This window comes from Lachnospira intestinalis, assembly GCF_040095895.1.
GTDB classification, from domain to species: Bacteria; Bacillota; Clostridia; order Lachnospirales; family Lachnospiraceae; genus Lachnospira; species Lachnospira intestinalis.
Genome location: NZ_JBBMFS010000004.1, coordinates 149944 through 171938, shown reverse-complemented (window position 1 = coordinate 171938; position 21995 = coordinate 149944). Strand labels below are relative to the sequence as shown.

Genomic DNA, 21995 nt, shown 5'->3' with positions numbered 1-21995 from the left:
GCTCTGCCATGAAAACACCTAACATTTCAAGTATACAGAAATTCTAAAGTTTTGCAAGGACTATCCGTGAAAAAAGGAGAAAAAACCTCTGCCAGGCTGTTTCTCCTTTTTACTCTTTGTTTTGAATTAATATTTTAAATATTCATCTTTAATAACTTCCATTTTTTATCAAAATTCCCGTATCTTACGCGCTTTCTGCCTCATCAAACTGTGAATTGTAAAGGTCTGCATAGAAGCCGCCCTTTGCAAGAAGTTCTTCATGATTTCCCTGTTCTACAATATCGCCGTCCTTCATGACAAGAATCACGTCTGCATCTTTAATCGTAGACAGACGGTGGGCAATGACAAAGCTCGTTCTGCCCTTCATCAGGTTATCCATTGCATTCTGAATCTGAATCTCTGTACGGGTATCCACAGAAGAGGTCGCTTCATCCAGAATCAGAATCGGATTGTCTGCAAGAATTGCTCTCGCAATTGTAAGCAGCTGCTTCTGTCCCTGTGAAACGTTGCTTGCATCTTCATTTAATTCCATCTGATAGCCCCCCGGCAGGGTTTCAATAAAGTGGTGTGCATGCGCTGCTTTTGCCGCCGCAATAACTTCTTCATCGGTTGCATCCAGTCTTCCGTAACGGATATTTTCCATAATGGTATCCTTATACAGCCATGTATCCTGAAGCACCATGCCAAACGCATCTCTTAATTCCCGTCTGTTAAAGTCCTTGATATTGTGTCCGTCTACTAAAATAGCACCGCTGCCGACATCGTAAAAACGCATGAGCAGCTTCACAATCGTTGTCTTACCGGCACCTGTAGGACCGACAATGGCAACCTTCTGACCCGGTTTTACATGTACGGTAAAATCATTGATAATTGTCTGATCTTCTTTATAACCAAAGTGTACATTTTCAAAATCCACACAGCCTTCGATTTTATCTAAGCGTACCGGATTTTGCGCAAACTGGTCTTCTTCTTCCTCCTCTAAGAACTCGAATACTCTCTCGGAGGCTGCTGCCATAGACTGTACCTGATTGATAACCTGTGCAATCTGTGTAATCGGCTGTGTGAAATTCTTAACATACTGGATAAATGCCTGAATATCACCAATTGTAATCGCGCCCTGAATTGCAAGAAGACCTCCGCTTAATGCCACACAGGCATAGCCTAAGTTTCCGACAAAATTCATAATCGGCTGCATCATTCCGGATAGGAACTGCGATTTCCATGCGGATTTATACAATACCGTATTGGTTTCGTCAAACTGCTTAACCATAGAAGCCTCTTTGTTAAAAGACTTTACAACGGTATGTCCGCCGTAGGTTTCTTCAATCTGTCCGTTGATATGGCCTAAATATTCCTGTTGTGTCTTAAAATATTTCTGTGATTTCTTTACAACAAATGAAATCAGTCCGGCTGACACCGGCAGAATAATGACTGCAATCAGTGTCATCAGCGGTGAAATGCTTAACATCATCACCAATACACCAAGCATGGTTGCAACAGCGGTAATAATCGTAGTAATGCTCTGGTTTAAACCCATGCCGAGGGTATCTACATCATTGGTAATACGCGATAATACTTCACCGTAAGTTCTGCTTTCAAAATATTTCATCGGCATACGGTTAATTTTTTCGGAAATTTCTTTCCTTAACCGGTAACACAGCTTCTGTGTAATCCCCGTCATAATCCAGCCCTGTATAAAGCTGAAAACGGCGCTGATGCTGTATAATCCCAGCACAAATAAAAGGACTTTTCCGATATAGTTAAAATCCATGCCGCCGGTGCCGTTGATTTTATTCATCAGCCCTTCGGAAAGTGCTGTCGTGGCTTTACCTAAAACCTTTGGACCGACAACGTTAAACACGGTCGCACACGCCGCAAAAATCATCACTACGATAATGCCGATTTTGTAATTTCCAAGATACGCAAGTAATTTGCCGATAGACCATTTAAAGTCTTTGGCTTTTTCTCCTGGCATCATACCTCTGCCTGGTCCTCTCATCGGTCCTCTTGTCTTCGGAGGCATTTTTACATCTTTATTTTCCATAAATTACTGTTCCTCCCTTTCTGTATCACCCGCAAGTCCGAGTTCCTTTTCTGACATCTGCGATTTTGCAATCTGGCGGTATACTTCGCAGTTTGCAAGCAGTTCTTCATGTGTTCCCCTGCCGACGATTCTGCCTTCATCCATGACAAGAATCTGCTCTGCATGAAGCACCGTACTGATTCGCTGTGCAACGATAATAACCGTGCTGTCGGATACCTTTTCTGCCAGTGCCTTACGGAGTGCCGCATCGGTCTTTAAATCGAGTGCGGAAAAACTGTCATCAAAAATAAAGACCTTCGGATTCTTTGCAATGGCTCTTGCAATCGACAGACGCTGTTTCTGTCCACCGGATACGTTAGAACCGCCCTGTGCAATCGGACTGTCATATTTTGCACTTTTTTCTTCAATAAAATCAGATGCCTGTGCAATTTCAGCCGCTTCACGGATTTCTTCATCGGTTGCATCTTCTCTGCCATAACGGAGATTGCTTGCAATCGTACCGGAAAACAGCACACCTTTCTGCGGCACAAAGCCGAGTTCATCACGCAGTTCATTCATGGTAATGTTACGGATATCGTGTCCGTCGATTGTCACCGAACCTTCCGTAACATCGTAAAGTCTTGGTATTAAGTTTACAAGCGTTGATTTACCACAGCCCGTACTGCCGATAATCGCCGTTGTCTTACCCGGTTCAGCCACAAAATCAATATCTTCAAGGGCATTGTGTTCTGCACCCGGGTATTTAAAGCTTACATGGTTAAAGCGTACAACACCTTCCTTCTTTTCAAGTGTTTCCGGCTTTTCAGGGTCTACAATTTCAGATTTTACAGTTAATACTTCATCAATTCTGTCTGCCGCAACTGCCGCTCTCGGAAGCATAACAGACATCATCGTCAGCATTAAGAAGGACATAACAATCTGCATTGCATACGTAATAAATGCTGTCATTGCACCCACCTGCATACTGCCGTTGTCAATCTTATGTGCCGCAACCCATACAATCAGAACCGTCAGTCCGTACATGATAAAGGTCATGCAAGGCATCATAAATGTCATGACACGGTTGGTAAATAACATCGTCTTTGTCAGCTTTTTATTGGCTTTATCAAAACGTTCTTCTTCCTTCTTTTCCCTTCCGAATGCACGGATAACAGAAAGTCCGGTAAGAATTTCCCTTGAAACTAAGTTGACACCGTCAACCAGCTTCTGCATTAATTTAAACTTCGGCATGGCAACAACCATTAAAAACAGCACGAGTGCCATAATAGCCGCAACAGCAAGACCGATTACCCAGCCCATTCCGGCACCTGTCTGCCATACCTTGATAACACCGCCGATACCAAGCACCGGCGCATATAATACCATACGCAGTAATAATACAATCACCATCTGAATCTGCTGTACATCATTGGTGGTCCGTGTAATCAGGGATGCCGTTGAGAAACGATCCATTTCCGCACTGGAAAAGCCCATGACTTTTTTGTATACGCTGCCACGCAGATCACGTCCTGCACCGGCTGCCACACGCGACGCAAGCATACCGACACATACGGTAATCACTGCAACTAACAGTGCCATCAGCACCATTTTAATGCCTGATGCCCACAGATAATCAGTCTGTAACTTATCCATATCTACACCGGCGGCACTGTCCATGTTCTTTGCATAAGAGATACCCATGGAAAGAATCAGTGAACTGCCCATGCTCTCCATTTTTTCCTGCAACGTGTCACGCATGGAAACAATATCATCCGTTGTCATTCTGCCCTGTGCAAGCATCATCTGAAAGACCGGACGCATATCCACACAGTCTGCAAGTACTACATTGCCGTCAACATCTTCAATCTCTTTTTTAAAGGTTGAAAGTTCAATGCCCATCTGCTGTCCGAGCATTTCCACCGGAACATTTTCAAGCTGTGAAGGGTCCTGACCGGACTGTGCGGCAATCTGCTGTTTAAAAGCAGATTCCTCTACTGCCGATGTCTGATTGTTTAAAATAAATGCTGTCACAAATTCATCATCATATTCATCCAGCTTCTTTTCATCGGTCACATCCAAGCGGTACACATCACCGTCTTCCCGGTAACTGTCTTCCCATATTGCGACCTCATCTTCTGTCATAAAAACCTTTGCCAGTTCAAATTCTTCCTTTGTGACTGCCTGCGGCATACAGTGTGAAACACCACCATTCTGGATACCTGTATCAATAATATCCGATGTATACTGCGGCAGCGATAAATCTGCATATGCCTGTAATACAAGCAGTGCGATAATCAGCAGTACAGATTTCCAATAAGGCTTTAACGTCTTAAAAAATCTACTCATTCTGTCACATCACCTTTCTTTTTTCTTTTCTCTATTTCTGCTTCTGATGCCTCATAAAGCTGGTTCATCAGCGCAGTCAGACGGATTACGTCTTCTTTTTTCAGGCTGCTTAGCACCTTTGCCGTAAATGTATTCATTGTTTCCTCCGCTTCCGCCAGTACCTCTGCCCCCTCCGGGGTCAGTTCCACATATGTAATTCTGCGGTCCTGCGCGCTGACTGTCCGCTGGATGTAATTCTTCTTTTCCAGTACTTTTAATGTCCGGGACACGGCAGTAATATTAATACGCATCCTCTCTGACAGTGTAGAAACCTTGACTTTTTCTTCGTTTAGACACTTATTTGCCCCGCCAATATGCATCAGGGTGGCAAATTCCGAATGGTTCATATTCGGAAATAAATCCGACATATGCAGCTTTCTAAACTGTGTAAATGCGGAAAACAGCTCCGCATACTCTTTTTGCACAAAAATTCCTCCTTTTCGGCTGTGATCTTCACCGTCCTATGCTGTTTCGCGGTGATTTTTTACTGCAAAAAAATAAATAGTTAACAGTGTTATATATTATCGTTGTGAAATAATAACACATGTTAACTATTTTGTAAATAAAAACTCTATAAACTATTTATGAACAGTTTTTTGTTTTATATAAACGCTGTATTTTCCGGACATTGTCTACATATTGGACTTTTTTTTCATCCCTTATGCGCTCAATCCCGCTTGTTTGCGGGCTTTGCGCCAAAAATACATTTTTTTACTCCAAATTTGTCTTCATTTTAAAGGCCACACGGATACAGGTTCCTTTTCCCGGTTCGCTTGTAAGCGACAGGGATGCGTTCTTGTGGGCAGCCACAATATGCTTTACAATAGCAAGCCCCAGTCCTGTTCCTCCCGTTGATTTAGAACGGCTTTTATCCACACGGTAAAAGCGCTCAAATATACGCTCCTGATGTTCTTTTGAAATGCCGATACCGGTATCCTTGACCTCAATAATCGTTGCTCCGGTTTCTGCCGTTTTATCAAATGCAACGGCTGCATCAACCGTAATATCGACCCTGCCGCCCGGATTGTTGTATCGGATGGCATTGTCACACAGGTTATAGACCAGTTCATCCATCATCTGGCGGTTGGCACAGATAATGCGGTGTACACCGTGTAATTCCATGGTAACATCGTGCTTCTTGGCACTCAGGCGAAGCATCTCCACACAATTTTGTGCAATATCATAAATATCCAGTTCTTCAAAGCAGTTCTGTTCCTCTACCTGATCTAATTCCGACAGACGGATAATATCGTTAATCAAAGTCAGCAGACGATTGGAATTTTTATGAATTTCCGCCGCAAAACGCACAATATCTTCATCTGCTGCCATTCCACTCTCAATCAGTTCGGAATATCCGGAAATAGACGTCAACGGTGTCTTTAATTCATGGGACACATTTGCCGTAAATTCCTGCCGCATGGTGGCATTGCGCATAATATCCTCATGCTGTTTTTTGATTGTCTGTACAAACGGTACCAGTTCTTTATACACCTTTACGGAATCCGAAGCATCAAGATTATCTGCCAGATTTTCAATCGGCTCAATAATGCTCCCCGTCAGGAAATGTGAGAGGATCATACACAATGCAAACAACAGTACGCATAAAATTACGATTACCGGCAGAATGCTCTCGAAAACACTTGTGATACTGCCTGCTTCCTTTGCCGTGCGCAGGACACTTCCGTTCTCCAGCCGTATGGCATAATAAAACGCATTTTTACCGATTGTGCTGGACTGGCGGATTGCCTGCCCTTCTCCGGTCTGCAGTGCCTGTGAAATCTCCGGTCTTGCACTGTGATTGTCCATACTGCCGACTTCTGCATTGGTATCCAAAATAACTTCTCCGGTACCGTCTACCAGTGTCAGACGGAGCTGCTTCACACCATCGTCTAAAGCCCCGGCATCCTTCTTTTCCACAATCTGCTCCCACGCATCCGTTTCAACCAGAAGCTGTGTGTTCGTTTTTAAATCTGCCATCACTTCCTGCTTGAATAATTCGTAAAATACAAAGATAGAAAGCGATACCGTTGTCAGTATCGCCAGTAATGTAATAATTAAAAATTGAATGTTGATTTTCTTTTTCATATGCACTCCTGCCCGTAATAATTCCACATATAAGGATTATTACACATCTGTATCCAAATCAAGGAAATAGCCAACATTTCTCACAGTCTTAATATAAGACCCGGCTTTCCCAAGCTTCTGCCGCAGTGTTTTGATATGGACATCCAACGTTCTTGATTCGCCTTCGTAATCCGAACTCCAGATTTTCTCCATAAGATTGTCGCGGGACAGTACAATTCCCTGATTAATCGTCAGGTACTTGAGCAGCTCATATTCCTTATAGGTCAGTTCAATATGTTTATCATCTACATAAGCAACGTGCTTTTCATCATCAATAAACAAAATGCCAACCCGTAAGAATTTTTCATCTTCCATGCCGCCAACCCTGCGCAGCAGCGCCTTTACGCGGGAAATGAGTTCCATGACGCCAAACGGCTTAGTCAGATAATCATCAGCACCCGAATCCAGTCCCTTGACCTTATCAATTTCTGTGGTCTTTGCCGTTACCAGAATTACAGGAATTCTCCTTGTTTCCGGTGTTGCACGCAGTTTTTTCAAAATAGAAAGCCCATCTTCATCCGGCAGCATAATATCAAGCAGCACCATATCCGGTATCCGCTCCTGTACCTGCTTGTGAAACTCCTTTGCACACGCACATTCTACAATCTGATGTCCTGCATTTTTTAATGCAAAGCTTTCGATTTCACTGATATTTTTATCATCTTCCACAACATATATAAGTGCCATCATTTCCTCCATTCCCTGCCTCGTGTCCGGCTTAAACGGCTTTTAACTGCATTGTTGCTTTAAACCGGCACGGAGTATATTTTTTACGGCAGACGGTATTTTTCTTCAAATACTGCATACTGCTTTTTAAATTGTTCGTTATCTTCTCTTTTTATTGTACCAAGATATTCATGGGTGTCAAATCCTTCCTGCTTTACCTGTATCAGACACACCGCAATGTTGGAACAGTGGTCTGCAATACGCTCGTAATTTGTTGTAATATCAGAATGGACAAATCCCAGGTCAATCGTACATTTTCCTTCTCTTAATCTGCGGATATGGCGTGTCTTTAACTCCATATTCAGATCATCAATAACCTCCTCCAGCGGTTCAACCGTTCCCGCAAGTTCTACATCTTCTTTCTTAAATGCCGAAAATGAAGTATTTACAATCTCTTTTACGGCTTCTGTGAAAATGTGCAGCTCCTGTGTGGCTTTTTCTGAAAATGCCATATTTTTTTCTGCCATTTCCTTTGCCGCATCACACAGGTTGCATGCATGGTCTGAAATTCTTTCAAAATTACCGATTGTATGTAACATCAGTGATAAATTTTCCGAATCCTTTGCCGATAAATCTTTTCCACTTAATTTCATTAAATATGTCCCCAGCATATCCTCATACCGGTCTACGCGTTCTTCCATTGTGCTGACGGCCTCTGACTGGGTATCACTATAATCCCTGAAAAGTCCTATTGCCGTAAACAGACATCTTTTAGACAGTTCTGCCATATTATTAGTCACCTGCATACAGTGTTCCATGGCAAGACTCGGTTTATCCAAGAAACGCTCATCAAGCAGTGAAAATTCATCTGCCGGATTATCCAGTGCATCATTTGAATTATCACGGATTGTCAGACATGCCAGTTTCACAAGGCCATTACCAAACGGCAGTAATAACAGCGTTGCAAAAATATTAAATGTACTATGTACAACCGCAATACCGACCTGTGTTGCAGACTCTTCCATAAATGAGAACGGAAACAATGCATTGATTGAATAAAACAGTATCATAAATACAATTGTTCCAATGATATTAAAATACAGATGTACCAGTGCCGCACGCTTCGCATTTTTATTCGCACCGACTGCTGAAATCAGTGCTGTTACACAGGTACCGATATTCTGTCCCATAATAATCGGAATAACCGTTGCAAATCCAAGTGAACCGGTTGAACACAGCGCCTGTAAAATACCGACCGAAGCCGAAGAACTCTGAATAATCGCTGTCAATACAAGACCGGCAAGCATACCGAGTACCGGATTGGAAAACATTGTCAGAATCTGTGTAAACTGCGGTACATCTGCCAACGGCTCTACTGCACTGCTCATGGCATCCATACCTGTCATTAAAATGGCAAAGCCGACTAAAATTTTACCAATGTCCTGTACCTTCTGTTTTTTGACAAACATAATACAGACAACACCAATAATCGCTAAGACCGGTGAAAAGGATGACGGCTTTAATAAATTGACAAATAAATTGTCGCCCTCAATTCCTGTAAGACTTAAAATCCACGAGGTTGCAGTTGTACCGATATTCGCACCCATAATAATGCCGACCGCCTGTGACAGCCGCATAATGCCGGAATTGACAAAGCCGACAACCATAACCGTCGTTGCCGAAGACGACTGGATGACCGCCGTAACACCTGCACCAAGCAGCACTGCCTTCACCGGATTTGATGTTAATTTTTCAAGAATACTTTCCAGTTTACCACCGGATGCTTTGGAAAGACCTTCTCCCATCAGGTGCATACCATAAAGAAAAAGCGCCAGTCCGCCAATCATTGATAATACATTAAAAATACTCATTTTGCACTCCATTCAACTTTGTAATATTTATCGTTTGCAAAATGAAGTATAAAATACATTTATGAAATCTCTGTCAAACCTATGTAAAATCCATGTAAATTTTACATTTCCGGAGATTTTGCAAAAACTATTCTCTGATTATGTGGATTAATTCATGGATTTGTGTTCTCCTGTAATGGAAAAAATAACCCACTCCGAAATATTGGTTGCGTGGTCGCCAATCCGCTCCATATATTTAGCAACCATCAAAAGATCAGCTGCCTGCTCACCCTTATCTGCATTTTCATGAATCATCTGAATTAATTCTTTTTTAACTTTATCAAATAAATCATCGACTACGTCATCCCGCTTAATGACTTCATTCGCCTTTTCCAAATCCTTATCTACAAAGGCCTCAATGCTTCCCACCAGCATAATCATTGTTTCTTTTGCCATCTGCTGGATATGCTCCAGTTTCTTAATATACGGCTGGTCTGCCAGTGCAATTGTGATTTCTGAAATATCCGAAGCGTGGTCGCCGATTCGCTCCATATCCGTAATCATTTTTAATGCGGATGAAATCAGTCTTAAATCTTTTGCAACCGGCTGCTGCTGTAACAGCAGTTTCAGACATAGGTCTTCAATAATACGTTCCTGACGGTCAATCTCCTCATCTGCCTCAATTGCATGTCTTGCTAAATCCACATCCTGATTGACCAGTGCCTTGATTGCCGTTTCAATGGATTTTTCAATCATACTGCCCATTTCAATCAGCTCATCATTTAAAGTACTAAGCTGTCTGTCAAATCGATTTCTCATGTTTTCCTCCATTTCTGCCTTCTTATTTTCTTCTCATTTTCTTTGCTGTTTTTTATCCGGCGTATCGGGATTATCAGCCGAAACGTCCGGTGATATAGTCTTCCGTCTTTTTCTGCTTTGGCATAGAAAACAGCTGCTCGGTATCTCCGTATTCAATGAGTTCTCCCAGCAGGAAGAATGCGGTTTTATCCGAAATACGGGTTGCCTGCTGCATATTGTGCGTTACCATAACAATCGTATACTCTTTCTTTAACTCAATTGCCAGGTCCTCAATTCTTGAAGTTGATATCGGGTCAAGTGCCGATGTCGGCTCATCCATTAAAATCACTTCCGGTTCAACAGCCAGCGCACGCGCAATACAAAGTCGCTGCTGCTGTCCGCCTGAAAGTCCCAATGCTGACTTATTTAAACGGTCTTTTACTTCTTCCCAGATTGCTGCCTGTTTTAACGCTTTTTCAACGATTGCATCCAGTTTATGACGATTTTTAATACCATGCGTTCTCGGACCATAAGCAATGTTGTCATAAATACTCATCGGAAACGGATTGGGCTGCTGGAATACCATACCAACGCGTTTTCTTAAATGATTTACATCCATATCTCCGTAAATATCTTCAAATCCGTTTTCTCCTCGAAGCTGCATTTGTCCATCAATTTTACAGCCTTCAACTAAATCATTCATGCGGTTGATTGACTTTAAAAATGTACTTTTTCCGCAGCCTGAAGGTCCAATCATTGCACAAATCTGATTTTCAGGAATATCAATATTAATATTTTTTAACGCGTGAAAATCACCATAATGCAAATTCATATTTGTTACATGAATTTTTGTTGTTTCCATTTTTCCAGCTCCTTTTTATCGCGCACAATTTAATCTGATGCGGCAATTTCATAATTTTTTTCACAATGACATCTTATCAAAGCCGATGTAAAATGCACTATCACATTCCTGTAAATTTCATGTAAAGATATTGTTAATTTTTTTATTCAATGTAAACTGAACCAAACTTATGTAAATTAAGTAAATTCCGTGTGAAATTTATGGTGTTTTTTAACATTTGCGTAATCTTTTATTATATCCAATCAAACTCAACTTCATCTGCTTTTTCTTCTGACTTATGTAATTTTTTTATGCTTCTTTCCCTGTCGTTTTTTATTTTTCAAATTTTTCTCATTACATTACAATTTTGTGCAATTAACGACACGTTTTTATTTTTATGATTTTGTGGATATAGAATATGTGCAGGAACAGCGATTGAATAAAGGAGATTATCATGTGGAAAAAATTGAAAATACGCTATGGACTGACTGATTATCAGATTGCCCTGCTGCGTTATCTGCTTTTTACATTTCTTTCAGAAAGCAGCAAATTGTTTTTGATTTTATTCTTATACCGCAAGCATCTGGCACTCTGCATTGCAACGCTTCTGCTGCTTTGCTGTATCCGGCGTACCGCCGGCGGATTTCACTGCAATACATATGCAGGCTGTCTGTTTGTAAGCATCGGTTATGCTTTTTTGTGTCTGACGCTTTTGCCTTTGGTTTCTCTGACAAAACCGGAACGGCTTTTATTATGCATGGGCTGTATTTTGATAAATTATGCGCTTGCACCTGTTTCCTCATCAAAAAGACCTGTGCTTTCTGCCACGAAAAAGAAACAGTTTAAGTGGATTTCGACCGGCATTTTAATCGTGTTCTTTTTTATATTGCTGATTGCCCCGGAAAATGAATATATGATATCAGGATTCTGGGTAATTATACTGCATGCTGTACAGTTATCCTGTGCAGCCGTACAGAAAAAATTATGCACCGTATTTCATCATACCGTGCAGGAAAGGAGTATCCAATGAATACACAGACAGAAACAATTTCACCTGTAAAGGTGCTGTTAGAGCAGCTGGCAAGGGTAAGTAAATGGGGTGGAACATCGGGTCCAAGTATCTTTCTTTTTGGTGAAATCCAATTTCCGCAAGAAAGTGATTACCACGAAAAGCAGTAATATTCCATAAAATCAGAATGTAATGATTAAACGCTTTTATTCTGGATTTTTTACCTTCAAACTGATGCAATATTTGTCAGTTTGAAGGTTCTTGTATATAAAATAAACTTCGTATTTTCAGAAGATTACGAGTCTGTTTTACAAATCCAGCTCACGCAGGATTTCTTCCATGTTCCGCTTTCCATATACAATTCGTACAACATAAATCATCTTTTCTTCTTTAACAGGAAGATAATACATGATATAGCTGCCAATCAGCTTCTTTCGTATCTCCGTATTGGAAAGAAAATCATTGTTGACATAAGAACCGCTCTCCGGAAAAGAACGTATTTCGTCAATCACTTTCCCCAGCTTGTCGACAAAGTCCGATGCCGCCTGTGGATTTGACAACTCCACTGCAATGTATGAAACAATACCATCTAAGTCAGCTTCTGCCTTTTGTGACAGCCGATATTGGTACTTAGATTCCATATTTGCTCCTTATATTACTGATTGCAGCATCTCCATCTACCGTTCTTCCTGCCTTAATATCCTCAAGCCCCTCTATAACTGCTTTCGCTTCGTACATCTTCTGCATGGTCCGCTCATAATAATCAATGTCCATAACGACCAGACGTCCATATCCATTTTTTGTCACATAAACAGGACCATTTTCTTCGGCACATCGACGTTCCACTTCCACCGTATTTTTCAAATCACGCATAGGAATAATCTGCATAACTCCATCTCCTTTCTTGTGGCTATATTGTATCTTAAATTTAGCCACAAGTCAATGAAACGTCATCTGGATAAATATGTTATTTACTTACCTTTTCACTTTTATTTCGTAAATTCGTTTCATCGGACTTTTTTATATGTAATTCAATGAAAAACCAGTTTTTATCGTCAACTTCTGTATTGTCACATACAATATCAACACCATATTTTTCACAAATTTCTTTTACGTTATACAGTCCCAGTCCTCGTCCACTGCCTTTACTGCTATAACCCTTCTCAAAAAATCTGCCCATTTCGTCTAATGGAATCTTTTCACTTCTATTTCGCACTCCTAAACAGAATTCATTCTCATTTTCTGTGCAGGAAAGATGTATCTGTTTTTCAACCTGCTGTGTCTTTACTGCTTCCACTGCATTTTTTAATAAATTTCCAATCAGTTCTACCACCAGATATACAGGAATTTTACTGGTAAATTCTGATATATGGAAAGTATAAGTCACCTCTATTCCCTGTTCCTGAATGGAACTTAATTTTCCATATAAAAATCCTGCAATCACAGGATTGCCCGAAACAAGCAGTCTGTGAAAACGATTATTGCTGATGACATCTTTCGCATACTTTGACTGTTCCGAAACCAGTTCATCATAATCTTTACAAATGTAATGCAGGTTGCATAATGCACTAATATGATTGTCAAACTCATGCTGTCTGGCACGAATCTGCGTAATTAAATCCGAAAAAGCGGCACTGTACGTCTTATATGCTTCTAATTCTGCCTGCTTTTCCTGATATTTAATTCTATACAATAATCCATGTATACAAAGGATTATTATTAAGACCATTATTCCGCTTATTACTGTATATTTTATTGGTACTTTGCCATACGCATTTTTATACTGAAAAATAACAAAAATCACCAATGTACTTTCAAGTAGAAGTAATAAATCCATCATCTTTCCCTTACTTTGAAGTGATAATGAAATTGTATGTATCTTATATTTTTGGCAACTTACATAAACAACTATGAAAATAATCAAATTAGTAATTGCTACCAACAAGTCTTCATACCCATGTATTACATATTGTAAACCCTCTAGTATTAATAATGCAGGCAACTGTATTCCCATCATTATAATAGCAAGCAACACCATATTTACAATCATTTCACTAATTTTGGTTTTAAACTCCATAATGCAATATACTAGCAATGCAAAATAAATAATAAAAGAGCTATTTTGATTTAGTCCACAAAAACGAATCAAAGACATCAATACACAGTCACATACAATAAAAAGAACTGAAATCGAATCCAAATGCATTTTCTGTCCATATAATGCATTTAGTAAAATTAAAACAGTCACTGCCTCTAAAAAGACAAATATTATTAACATCATAATCCCAGCACCCCAACAACCTTCTTAATAAATGTTCCGCCCATTTCCACTGCTGTTTTGGTCCCCTCCAGCGTTATAAATCGATTGGTTTTGTCAATATTTTTGATATAATCTATATTAATCACACAATTTCTGCTGCACTGTACAAACTTCTCGTAATTCGCTTCCTCCATGATTTCCCTGAAAGATTTATACGGAATACTCAGCACATCACCGTTTTTCATATGAATACAGATTTTTCTTTTGATTAGTTCCATATAAATCACACGGTTACATTTGACAGGATACAAAATGCCGTCCTTTCTGAAAAACATCATTGCATCTTTTTCCTTTTGTGTCTTAAAATGCAGTGCATCGCGCAGAAGATTTTCAACCTGTGAAGGTGCAAACGGCTTTTCAATATATCCAAAAGCGTGCAAATCCCGCAAAGCATACATTTCCGGGTCTTCTAATGAAGTAATAAAAATAATAGGTGTAAAACGGTAACGCTCCAGCTTCCGCATAGATTGTGCATACTGCATACCTGATGTATCGCCTTTTTTATCACCATATAGAATAATATCCAGCATAAATACATCAATAGAAATTTCCATCGCTATTTTATAGGCTTCCCCGACATTATCCGTAACATAAACTTTTTCATCTTCTGCTACAGACAACACCAGTTTCTCTAAAACATTTAATATCTGCCTGTTGTCTTCCAATATTAATACACTCATACTTCCGTATCTCCGGTCTGACTGTTCATAAATTGCAGACCATGTTTCATAAATTCATATAGTTCCTTCTGCAATTGCGGCTGCATCTTTCTCCAGACAGCATTGATTTCTCCCAAATCATTCTCCCCATAAACCGTTTCAAACGGCATGCACTCAAAATTGTTGTATAGCAGCATCAACAGCTCCGCATCCGGCTTCTTTTCATTTTTCTCCATTGCCCTGTATTTCTTGATATCTACGTGCAGCATTTTTGCCATCTGCACCTGCGATAATTTATTGACCGTTCTGATGCCGTAAAATGCATTATCTTCGGCTGCGATTCCCGATGTATACATTTTCAGATATTCAAATTTTTCAATATACCGCATCACCTGTTTTACCTGTTTTTCGTAGCTTTTTATTCCCTGCATCACGGTCCATATCATATACTGCAAAAAGTCTGCCCTGCAATCTTCCTTACAACTCTCGTACAAATCATTTAATACGGTGCGGCGGTTCTCCTGTCCCGTAATGATATAGTCAATATCCCAGCCCTGTTGATACAATGCCGTTAAAATATCAAATGAGATTCTTGCCTTTCCCACTTCCATTTTACTGACATAACTTTGTGAAATGCAAAGCATCTGTGCAAGTTCATTCTGTGATATATTACGCTGCTCTCTGTATTTTACAAAACGCTCAAGCACATCCCTATACACTACACTCATAAGTACTAATCTCCGAACTTCATTCATACTGATTCTTATTTTAGTGTATTTATATTTCCCTAATTTATACCTATTATGGAATATTAATAAATGGAACTGCTGTAAAATAACCCTATTCAGAATGTTGACATTAAGAAATCGAAAAAAATAAAGCTGTACTTTAACGATTTTAAATCATTAAAGCTACAGCTTTATCCTTACCCATTTTAAACTTTATTTTATTCTGTTTTACTTTTCAATAGAACGTATTAAATTGACCATTTCAATTGCACCTTCTGCACATTCAAAGCCTTTATTGCCTGCCTTTGTACCGGCACGTTCAATTGCCTGTTCAATCGTATCCGTTGTCAGCACGCCGAACATTACCGGTATATCACTGTTTAAGGATACATTTGCAACTCCTTTGGACACCTCACTGCATACATAGTCATAATGGCTTGTTGCCCCGCGGATCACTGCCCCCAGACAGATGACGGCATCATATTTTCCGTTCTTTGCCATTTTAGAAGCAATCAGTGGAATTTCAAATGCGCCAGGCACCCAGGCCACTTCAATGTCTTCCTCCGCTACCTCGTGGCGCTTCAGACCATCTATGGCACCTGCTAACAGCTTTGACGTAATAAATTCGTTAAAACGTGCTACAACAATTCCTACCTTTACACCTTCTGAAACTAACTTTCCTTCATAAATCTTCATCTTTTTTCTTCCTTTCTTATATATTAATTTTAATAAAATGTTGTTTTAAATATCTTTTGTCATAGAAGTTCATACTCTGAAAAATCTCCGGTATCAGCCTTCTTATTCCGTGTGCGGTACATTGGATACATTACATTACATCATTACAGCAGATGTCCCATTCTCATTTTCTTTGTCTTTAAATAAAAACTGTCATACTTTGTTGCTTCCATCTGAATCGGCACACGCTCCGTAATTTCCATGCCGTAATCCGAAAGCTGATAAACCTTATCCGGATTATTGGTTAAAAGCCGCAGCGTCTTTGCGCCTAAATCCTTTAAAATCTGCGCACCGATATAATATTCACGCAAATCCCCGGCAAATCCCAGCGCCAGATTGGCTTCCAGTGTATCCATTCCGTTATCCTGCAATTCATAGGCACGCAGCTTATTAATCAATCCGATACCTCTTCCTTCCTGCCGCATATATAGCAGAATTCCCCTGCCTTCTTTTTCAATCTGTGTCATTGCAGCAGCAAATTGCTGTCCGCAGTCACAACGCAGGGAACCGAACGCATCGCCTGTCAGGCACTCCGAATGGACACGGCATAAAAGGTCTTTTCCGTCACCGATTTCACCTTTTACCAGTGCAACATGATGTTCTCCGTTTAAAAGATTGATATAACCGTATGCCTTGAATTCACCGTACTTTGTCGGCATTTTTGTCACTGCTACACGCTCTATGAGCTTATCATGCTTTTTTCTGTAATCCTGCAGCGCGGCAATCGTGATAAATTTTAACTGGTATTTTTGTGCCAGTTCCTTTAATTCATCCATGCGCATCATGGTACCGTCATCCTTCATGATTTCACAGCACAGACCGCACTGCTTTAATCCCGCCAGCTTCATCAAATCCACTGTCGCTTCGGTGTGTCCGTTGCGCTCTAACACGCCGTTTTTCTTTGCCATCAGCGGAAACATATGTCCCGGTCTTCTGAAATCCTGCGGTTTTACACCGTCTTCCACACATTTTCGTGCCGTCAGTCCGCGTTCCTTTGCGGAAATGCCTGTCGTTGTTTCCACATAATCGACAGATACGGTAAATGCTGTTTCATGATTGTCCGTATTGTCTGTCACCATCTGCGGAAACTGTAAGCGGCGGCAGATTTCTTCACTCATCGGCATACAGATTAAGCCCTTAGCGTGTGTCGCCATAAAATTAACATTTTCTGTCGTCGCAAATTCTGCCGCACAAATCATATCGCCTTCATTTTCGCGGTCTTCATCATCCGCTACGAGAATAATTTTTCCGTTTTTTAAATCTTCCAGTGCTTCATCCACCGTACTAAACTGAAATTCACTCATTTTTGTTCACCTTTCCTAAATAAATCCGTTCCTTAACAGCACTTCGCGGCTCACACCGCCGCCGTGTCCCGGTATCAGTTTTTCAATATATTTACCGATACAGTCCGTTTCAATATTAATAATATCACCAATTTTTTTATGTGTGAGTGTCGTGTTCGCCCTTGTGTGTGGAATCACCGATACGCTGAAGCTGTCACTTCGCACCTCTGCCACGGTCAGGCTGATACCGTCTAACGCCACCGAACCCTTTTCCACAATATATTTTAGTATTTTATAATCTGCACCAATCCTGTACCACACTGCATTGTCATCTTCACGGATACCAAGAATTTTCCCGGTTGCATCAATATGCCCCGATACAATATGTCCGCCAAATCTTCCGCCTAACTGCATTGCGCGTTCCAGATTCACCGGACTGCCTGTGCGGACACTGCCAAGCGAAGACCGCCGCAGGGTTTCATGCATGACATCTGCCGTAAAACTGCCGGCTTTTAAATCCGTTACCGTGAGGCACACGCCATTGACCGCAATGCTGTCACCGATTTTAGTCTGCTCAAGCACCGTGTCTGCCGCAATCGTGATAACCGCCGATGCCGGATTTTTCTGAATCTGCTTTATCGTTCCGACTTCTTCGATAATTCCTGTAAACATCTGCTCTACACTCCTTCCTGTATTTTCTTTGGCACACTCCTGATTAAAATGTCTTCACCAATCCGGCGGATTTCTTTGATTTCAAATTCATATGCCTCACATGCCAGCTTGACACCGCTTCCGCCGACCGGTGATTTTGCTTCCTGCCCGCCAAAAATCTTTGGTGCAATATACGTCTGCACGCAGCTTACAATTCCCGCCTGTAAGGCAGACCCGTTTAATGCTGCACCGCCCTCTAAAAGCACGCTGTCGATTTTTTGTTCACCGAGCTGTTTGCATAAATCCTGTAAATCCAGCTGCTTTTTGCCGTTTTTGTCATACGTTTCCGATACTTCAAGAATTTTACAGCCTTTATCGGTAAATACTTTTTGTTTTTCTTTATCCGTACAGCACGTTGCAAGTATTGTCGGTATTTCCTTTGCCGTTGTTACAACAAGCGAATCAGCCGGGGTACGCAGTGACGTGTCACAGATAATTCTTACCGGCGAATGTCCCTCCGGCAGACGGCAGTTTAACATCGGATTATCGGCAATCACCGTTCCGACACCTGCCATAATCGCCGCACAGCGGTTCCTGTCTTCATGCACCTGCCTGCGTGCCGCCTCTCCCGTAATCCACTTGGAATCGCCTGTCACCGTTGCAATTTTGCCGTCCATTGTCATTGCGTATTTCATCAGTACAAATGGGCGTTTCGTGCGGATATAATGGAAAAAGATTTCATTGAGTGCATCGCACTCCTGTTTTAAAATACCGGTTTCCACTTCAATTCCATGCGCCCGCAATACCGCAATCCCGCCGCCGTCTACAAGCGGATTCGGGTCATTTGAACCGACATATACCTTTACAATCTTATTTTCAATAATTGCCTCCGTACAGGGCGGTGTTTTTCCGTAGTGACAGCATGGCTCTAACGTCACGTAAAGTTCTGCTCCCGCCGGATTTTCACCGCGTCTGTAACAGTCCGCTATCGCATTGCGTTCTGCGTGCAGCTGTCCGTATTTTTCATGATACCCTTCTCCGATAATCCGGTTGTCCTTTACCAGCACCGCACCAACCAGCGGATTTGGATTAACCGCGCCTGTTCCCTTTTTTGCCAGCTCCAGCGCCCGGTACATATATTGTTTTGTCTGACTGCTGTTCAATTTTACGCACCTTCTTTTTATTATCATTTTTTTGTTTACAACTGTTTTTCCATAAAATGCACAAAACCCCTGAAAAGTCCGTATAACACGGTTCCTTTTCAGGGGTTCTTTTTATTGAAAACATAAGATGCCTTGCGGCACCCCGCATATTGTGTAATACAAAAAATGAAACTCTGAAATGCTTTCACATTCCAGAGTCTTCAATCAGTGTATACATAACTGCTCAATGACCTTTTCTTTCATCCAGACTGTACTGTCGGCTTCGGAGTTACACCGAATCATGCCTTGCGGCTCGTGGGCTATACCACCGGTTAGGAATTTCACCTGACCCTGAAAAGTATTTTGCTGTTGTGTATTATTATATACAGTGTTACCTGCACATGCAAGAATATTTTTACAATTATTTTTATATTTTAAATTCAAAACATGAGTTTTTCAGTTTACAACTTCCATAAAACAATCTGTATAAATCCCTACTTCCCGCGCTCATGGCTCATGCGTTCCATTGCCATATGCGCAGACAGCCGCCGCACATTCCACGTTCTGTTGGTCGGTGTAAGCACCGCCTTATAGTCAATCGACGACTGCTTATTTCTTAATTCAAACAAAAATTTATCCAGATGCTTTTCCGTCACATCACAAAACAACAGCATACCCGGCTCTGACTTTAATTCTGCCTGTACTGCGCCGACTGCGAAATTTTGCACTTCATTCTGCGTTCCGCCTGTAAAATCCTGTGCTTTACTCTGTGTACCGCCTATAATGCCCGCACCTTTTACGGCTAAAAGCTGCTCTATCGTACAGTCATAGAGCGATACCGGCACTTCCTGTACCGCAATGCGCATATTGTCTGCCAGCTTTTTTACAAGCAGGGTATCTGCCGGTTTCGTCCCGAATAATAAAATTTTTTCCATGTGCCTACTTTTCTCCCTGTCCGTAGCTGACGTTGCAGTCTAAAATGCTTTTTAATACCGCATTGCTCATCTTGGCAAGCGGCATATTAAATTCATCTTCATTACAAAGCAGTGCCACGGCAAACAGATTGGCTTCATATTCCACATTCGTATGGACATTTTTTGTCGTAACATCAAAATGGTTAATCGGTTCTGTATGCAACAGGGCGTGTCCCAGTTCGTGTGCACACAGAACTTTTTGTGACAGCGTGCTGTATAAGCCATTAATAGATATAATCGTCGGATACCCTTCCATTTTCAATGTCTGCGCCTTAAAGTCCCCAATATTCACATTCCGGATTAAAACCTTAATGCCGTACTTTTCCGCAATTTCAAATGGATTGTTTGTCTTCCAGACGGATTTGATATCACAGGCAAGCCTGATAATCTGCTGTGCTCTCATTCTTCTCTCCCCCGTCATCATCTCTTATATTTATAGCTTACCAGCTTGAGCTGCTGCAAAATTTCATTGGCAAATTCCACAATTGTTTCTTCGCTCATCTCATCGGGATTATAACCTCCAAATGCCGCCAGTGTCGGCATCTTGAGCATAAATTCCATTGCATCCTGCGCATTTTCAAATTCTCTTGGCAGTTCACTGTCTGCTGTTTTTTGTACCATACTGTCATTGCCCATCAGCTCCGAAGCGGATGTTTCAAAAATCTGACACAGCTTATCAAAAACTTTGATGGGTATTTTCTCAATCGTAGAATCTTCATATCTGTATACCGTAGAAACCGAAACACCAAGTGCTTTTGCTACATACTCTACAGAAATATTTTTTTCTTTTCTTTTGGCTTTAATGCGTTCACCAATTGTCATTCTGAAAATCCTCCCATGAATCATCTTTTATAAGCATACAACAGCACTGCCAAAGAATCAAGTTTATTTCTGCTTTGCAGACAGTTTTCGTGCCGCAAAATTCGACAGCATATTGATAAGAATTACTACAATTAACAGTACAACTGCCGTGGCGTATGCCTGATTGGTGTTTAAACCTTCTTTAGACAGGTTATACATATGGACAGCAAGTGTTCTTGTGGAATCAAAAACGCTTTCCGGCACTTTGGCAACCGTTCCTGCCGTATAAATCAGCGCCGCCGTTTCACCGACAATTCGTCCCGTTGCCAGAATAATACCGGATAAAATGCCCGGCACGGCAGACGGAAGCACAACTTTAAATACAGTCCGCAGTTTTCCGGCGCCCAGTCCGAAGCTGCCCTCACGGTAACTGTTCGGTACGGAAAGCAGGGCTTCTTCTGTCGTTCTCATAACCGTCGGCAATACCATAATCGCAACCGTCAATGCACCGGCAAGCAGGGAATTTCCGAAGTTGCAGACACCTACAAAGAAAATCATGCCAAATAACCCGTATACAATTGAGGGAATACCTGATAAGGTTTCTGCTGTCACGCGGACAATACTGACAATTTTATTTCCTTTTTTTGCGTATTCCACCATATAAATAGCTGAAAATATACCAATCGGTACAACTATCACAAGTGCCAGTGCCGTCAATAACAGCGTGTTAATAATGGACGGAAGCATGGATACATTTTCCGAATTATACTCCCATGCAAACAGATCCGGTGTCAGATGCGGAACACCTTTTACAAGAATGTATACAATAATAAATCCTAAAACCAGTACCGTAATCAGTGCTGCCAGCGAAGTCAGAATATACACCGCAAAGGAACCCGGATGTTTTAAATAGCTTTGAAATTTCTGCTTCACACTCTGATAATTAATTGCCTCTGCCTTACCGGCGCTGCCGGCATTTTCCATAGCTGCTTTTACATTTTCCATG

The 21995-nt window shown here is 41.2% G+C and carries 23 protein-coding genes and 1 riboswitch; of the genes, 2 read left to right on the top strand and 21 right to left on the bottom strand.

Translation table 11 applies throughout. The features are described from left to right. Window positions 1–184: 184 nt before the first annotated feature. The 8 genes from WMO37_RS06430 to pstB all read right to left on the bottom strand — a co-directional run bounded on the left by WMO37_RS06430 (window position 185) and on the right by pstB (window position 10708). Window positions 185–2044, bottom strand: a complete 1860-nt coding sequence (locus WMO37_RS06430) for an ABC transporter ATP-binding protein (RefSeq protein WP_022432478.1) — start codon at window positions 2042–2044, stop codon at window positions 185–187. Window positions 2045–2047: 3 nt separating this feature from the next. Further along, window positions 2048–4369 carry an ABC transporter ATP-binding protein gene (locus tag WMO37_RS06425; RefSeq protein WP_022432477.1) on the bottom strand — a complete coding sequence of 774 codons (2322 nt, stop codon included), beginning with the start codon at window positions 4367–4369 and terminating at the stop codon, window positions 2048–2050. Next, window positions 4366–4833, bottom strand: a complete 468-nt coding sequence (locus WMO37_RS06420; protein WP_022432476.1) for a MarR family winged helix-turn-helix transcriptional regulator — start codon at window positions 4831–4833, stop codon at window positions 4366–4368. Before WMO37_RS06420 ends, WMO37_RS06425 begins: the two co-directional genes overlap by 4 nt. Window positions 4834–5119: 286 nt before the next feature. Continuing rightward, complete coding sequence (locus WMO37_RS06415; RefSeq protein ID WP_349154603.1) at window positions 5120–6493, bottom strand: sensor histidine kinase; 1374 nt, start codon at window positions 6491–6493, stop codon at window positions 5120–5122. A 39-nt stretch (window positions 6494–6532) separates the two neighbouring features. Beyond that, window positions 6533–7219 (bottom strand): response regulator transcription factor, encoded by a 687-nt coding sequence (locus tag WMO37_RS06410; RefSeq protein WP_227090258.1) that lies wholly within the window; start codon window positions 7217–7219, stop codon window positions 6533–6535. 83 nt (window positions 7220–7302) lie between these two features. Beyond that, on the bottom strand, window positions 7303–9069 hold the full coding sequence (locus tag WMO37_RS06405; RefSeq protein WP_349154602.1) for a Na/Pi cotransporter family protein: 1767 nt from the start codon (window positions 9067–9069) through the stop codon (window positions 7303–7305). A 147-nt stretch (window positions 9070–9216) separates the two neighbouring features. Further along, window positions 9217–9867 carry a phosphate signaling complex protein PhoU gene (phoU, locus tag WMO37_RS06400; protein ID WP_022432472.1) on the bottom strand — a complete coding sequence of 217 codons (651 nt, stop codon included), beginning with the start codon at window positions 9865–9867 and terminating at the stop codon, window positions 9217–9219. 73 nt (window positions 9868–9940) lie between these two features. After that, on the bottom strand, window positions 9941–10708 hold the full coding sequence (pstB, locus tag WMO37_RS06395) for a phosphate ABC transporter ATP-binding protein PstB (RefSeq protein ID WP_227090256.1): 768 nt from the start codon (window positions 10706–10708) through the stop codon (window positions 9941–9943). 433 nt (window positions 10709–11141) lie between these two features. Between pstB and WMO37_RS06390 the strand changes: the two genes are divergently transcribed. Together WMO37_RS06390 and WMO37_RS06385 are read left to right on the top strand one after the other, a co-directional pair. Next, window positions 11142–11717 carry an accessory gene regulator B family protein gene (locus tag WMO37_RS06390; RefSeq protein WP_349154601.1) on the top strand — a complete coding sequence of 192 codons (576 nt, stop codon included), beginning with the start codon at window positions 11142–11144 and terminating at the stop codon, window positions 11715–11717. Continuing rightward, on the top strand, window positions 11714–11866 hold the full coding sequence (locus tag WMO37_RS06385) for a hypothetical protein (protein ID WP_349154600.1): 153 nt from the start codon (window positions 11714–11716) through the stop codon (window positions 11864–11866). The genes WMO37_RS06390 and WMO37_RS06385 overlap by 4 nt, the downstream gene beginning before the upstream one ends. A 138-nt stretch (window positions 11867–12004) precedes the next feature. Here WMO37_RS06385 and WMO37_RS06380 read toward each other — a convergent pair whose 3' ends face one another. From WMO37_RS06380 to pstA, 13 genes are all read right to left on the bottom strand, one after another. Next, a complete protein-coding gene (locus WMO37_RS06380) occupies window positions 12005–12337 on the bottom strand; it encodes a type II toxin-antitoxin system RelE/ParE family toxin (RefSeq protein ID WP_022432490.1) in 333 nt (110 codons plus the stop codon). Further along, on the bottom strand, window positions 12327–12584 hold the full coding sequence (locus tag WMO37_RS06375) for a type II toxin-antitoxin system prevent-host-death family antitoxin (protein WP_022432489.1): 258 nt from the start codon (window positions 12582–12584) through the stop codon (window positions 12327–12329). Before WMO37_RS06375 ends, WMO37_RS06380 begins: the two co-directional genes overlap by 11 nt. 79 nt (window positions 12585–12663) lie before the next feature. Further along, window positions 12664–13389 (bottom strand): sensor histidine kinase, encoded by a 726-nt coding sequence (locus tag WMO37_RS06370; protein ID WP_349154599.1) that lies wholly within the window; start codon window positions 13387–13389, stop codon window positions 12664–12666. Between the two features lie 584 nt (window positions 13390–13973). Further along, window positions 13974–14696 (bottom strand): LytR/AlgR family response regulator transcription factor, encoded by a 723-nt coding sequence (locus WMO37_RS06365; RefSeq protein WP_349154598.1) that lies wholly within the window; start codon window positions 14694–14696, stop codon window positions 13974–13976. Then, window positions 14693–15403 carry a helix-turn-helix domain-containing protein gene (locus tag WMO37_RS06360; protein WP_349154597.1) on the bottom strand — a complete coding sequence of 237 codons (711 nt, stop codon included), beginning with the start codon at window positions 15401–15403 and terminating at the stop codon, window positions 14693–14695. Before WMO37_RS06360 ends, WMO37_RS06365 begins: the two co-directional genes overlap by 4 nt. 228 nt (window positions 15404–15631) lie before the next feature. Next, on the bottom strand, window positions 15632–16099 hold the full coding sequence (ribH, locus tag WMO37_RS06355) for a 6,7-dimethyl-8-ribityllumazine synthase (RefSeq protein ID WP_349154596.1): 468 nt from the start codon (window positions 16097–16099) through the stop codon (window positions 15632–15634). 143 nt (window positions 16100–16242) lie between these two features. Next, window positions 16243–17442 (bottom strand): bifunctional 3,4-dihydroxy-2-butanone-4-phosphate synthase/GTP cyclohydrolase II, encoded by a 1200-nt coding sequence (locus WMO37_RS06350; protein ID WP_022431490.1) that lies wholly within the window; start codon window positions 17440–17442, stop codon window positions 16243–16245. 15 nt (window positions 17443–17457) lie between these two features. Next, window positions 17458–18093, bottom strand: a complete 636-nt coding sequence (locus tag WMO37_RS06345; protein ID WP_349154595.1) for a riboflavin synthase — start codon at window positions 18091–18093, stop codon at window positions 17458–17460. A 5-nt stretch (window positions 18094–18098) separates the two neighbouring features. Continuing rightward, window positions 18099–19235, bottom strand: a complete 1137-nt coding sequence (gene ribD / locus WMO37_RS06340) for a bifunctional diaminohydroxyphosphoribosylaminopyrimidine deaminase/5-amino-6-(5-phosphoribosylamino)uracil reductase RibD (RefSeq protein ID WP_436970263.1) — start codon at window positions 19233–19235, stop codon at window positions 18099–18101. A gap of 227 nt (window positions 19236–19462) precedes the next feature. Beyond that, window positions 19463–19577: riboswitch (FMN riboswitch) on the bottom strand. A gap of 131 nt (window positions 19578–19708) precedes the next feature. Beyond that, the gene (locus WMO37_RS06335; RefSeq protein ID WP_227090245.1) at window positions 19709–20149 is read right to left on the bottom strand and encodes a DUF3783 domain-containing protein; all 441 of its coding nucleotides are present in this window, start codon (window positions 20147–20149) and stop codon (window positions 19709–19711) included. Between the two features lie 4 nt (window positions 20150–20153). Further along, on the bottom strand, window positions 20154–20591 hold the full coding sequence (locus WMO37_RS06330) for an ImmA/IrrE family metallo-endopeptidase (RefSeq protein ID WP_227090244.1): 438 nt from the start codon (window positions 20589–20591) through the stop codon (window positions 20154–20156). 17 nt (window positions 20592–20608) lie between these two features. Beyond that, window positions 20609–21010 carry a helix-turn-helix domain-containing protein gene (locus WMO37_RS06325; RefSeq protein ID WP_349154593.1) on the bottom strand — a complete coding sequence of 134 codons (402 nt, stop codon included), beginning with the start codon at window positions 21008–21010 and terminating at the stop codon, window positions 20609–20611. A gap of 63 nt (window positions 21011–21073) precedes the next feature. Beyond that, complete coding sequence (gene pstA / locus WMO37_RS06320) at window positions 21074–21994, bottom strand: phosphate ABC transporter permease PstA (protein WP_022431495.1); 921 nt, start codon at window positions 21992–21994, stop codon at window positions 21074–21076. Window position 21995: the final 1 nt, after the last annotated feature.

Bases quoted from the DNA above. Each gene is read 5' to 3' on its own strand.
- WMO37_RS06430 (WP_022432478.1), bottom strand. From the start codon at position 2,044: ATGGAAAATAAAGATGTAAAAATGCCTCCGAAGACAAGAGGACCGATG.
- WMO37_RS06425 (WP_022432477.1), bottom strand. From the start codon at position 4,369: ATGAGTAGATTTTTTAAGACGTTAAAGCCTTATTGGAAATCTGTACTG.
- WMO37_RS06415 (WP_349154603.1), bottom strand. From the start codon at position 6,493: ATGAAAAAGAAAATCAACATTCAATTTTTAATTATTACATTACTGGCG.
- WMO37_RS06410 (WP_227090258.1), bottom strand. From the start codon at position 7,219: ATGGCACTTATATATGTTGTGGAAGATGATAAAAATATCAGTGAAATC.
- WMO37_RS06405 (WP_349154602.1), bottom strand. From the start codon at position 9,069: ATGAGTATTTTTAATGTATTATCAATGATTGGCGGACTGGCGCTTTTT.
- phoU (WP_022432472.1), bottom strand. From the start codon at position 9,867: ATGAGAAATCGATTTGACAGACAGCTTAGTACTTTAAATGATGAGCTG.
- pstB (WP_227090256.1), bottom strand. From the start codon at position 10,708: ATGGAAACAACAAAAATTCATGTAACAAATATGAATTTGCATTATGGT.
- WMO37_RS06390 (WP_349154601.1), top strand. From the start codon at position 11,142: ATGTGGAAAAAATTGAAAATACGCTATGGACTGACTGATTATCAGATT.
- WMO37_RS06385 (WP_349154600.1), top strand. From the start codon at position 11,714: ATGAATACACAGACAGAAACAATTTCACCTGTAAAGGTGCTGTTAGAG.
- WMO37_RS06380 (WP_022432490.1), bottom strand. From the start codon at position 12,337: ATGGAATCTAAGTACCAATATCGGCTGTCACAAAAGGCAGAAGCTGAC.
- WMO37_RS06375 (WP_022432489.1), bottom strand. From the start codon at position 12,584: ATGCAGATTATTCCTATGCGTGATTTGAAAAATACGGTGGAAGTGGAA.
- WMO37_RS06365 (WP_349154598.1), bottom strand. From the start codon at position 14,696: ATGAGTGTATTAATATTGGAAGACAACAGGCAGATATTAAATGTTTTA.
- WMO37_RS06360 (WP_349154597.1), bottom strand. From the start codon at position 15,403: ATGAGTGTAGTGTATAGGGATGTGCTTGAGCGTTTTGTAAAATACAGA.
- ribH (WP_349154596.1), bottom strand. From the start codon at position 16,099: ATGAAGATTTATGAAGGAAAGTTAGTTTCAGAAGGTGTAAAGGTAGGA.
- WMO37_RS06350 (WP_022431490.1), bottom strand. From the start codon at position 17,442: ATGAGTGAATTTCAGTTTAGTACGGTGGATGAAGCACTGGAAGATTTA.
- WMO37_RS06345 (WP_349154595.1), bottom strand. From the start codon at position 18,093: ATGTTTACAGGAATTATCGAAGAAGTCGGAACGATAAAGCAGATTCAG.
- WMO37_RS06335 (WP_227090245.1), bottom strand. From the start codon at position 20,149: ATGGAAAAAATTTTATTATTCGGGACGAAACCGGCAGATACCCTGCTT.
- WMO37_RS06330 (WP_227090244.1), bottom strand. From the start codon at position 20,591: ATGAGAGCACAGCAGATTATCAGGCTTGCCTGTGATATCAAATCCGTC.
- WMO37_RS06325 (WP_349154593.1), bottom strand. From the start codon at position 21,010: ATGACAATTGGTGAACGCATTAAAGCCAAAAGAAAAGAAAAAAATATT.
- pstA (WP_022431495.1), bottom strand. From the start codon at position 21,994: ATGGAAAATGTAAAAGCAGCTATGGAAAATGCCGGCAGCGCCGGTAAG.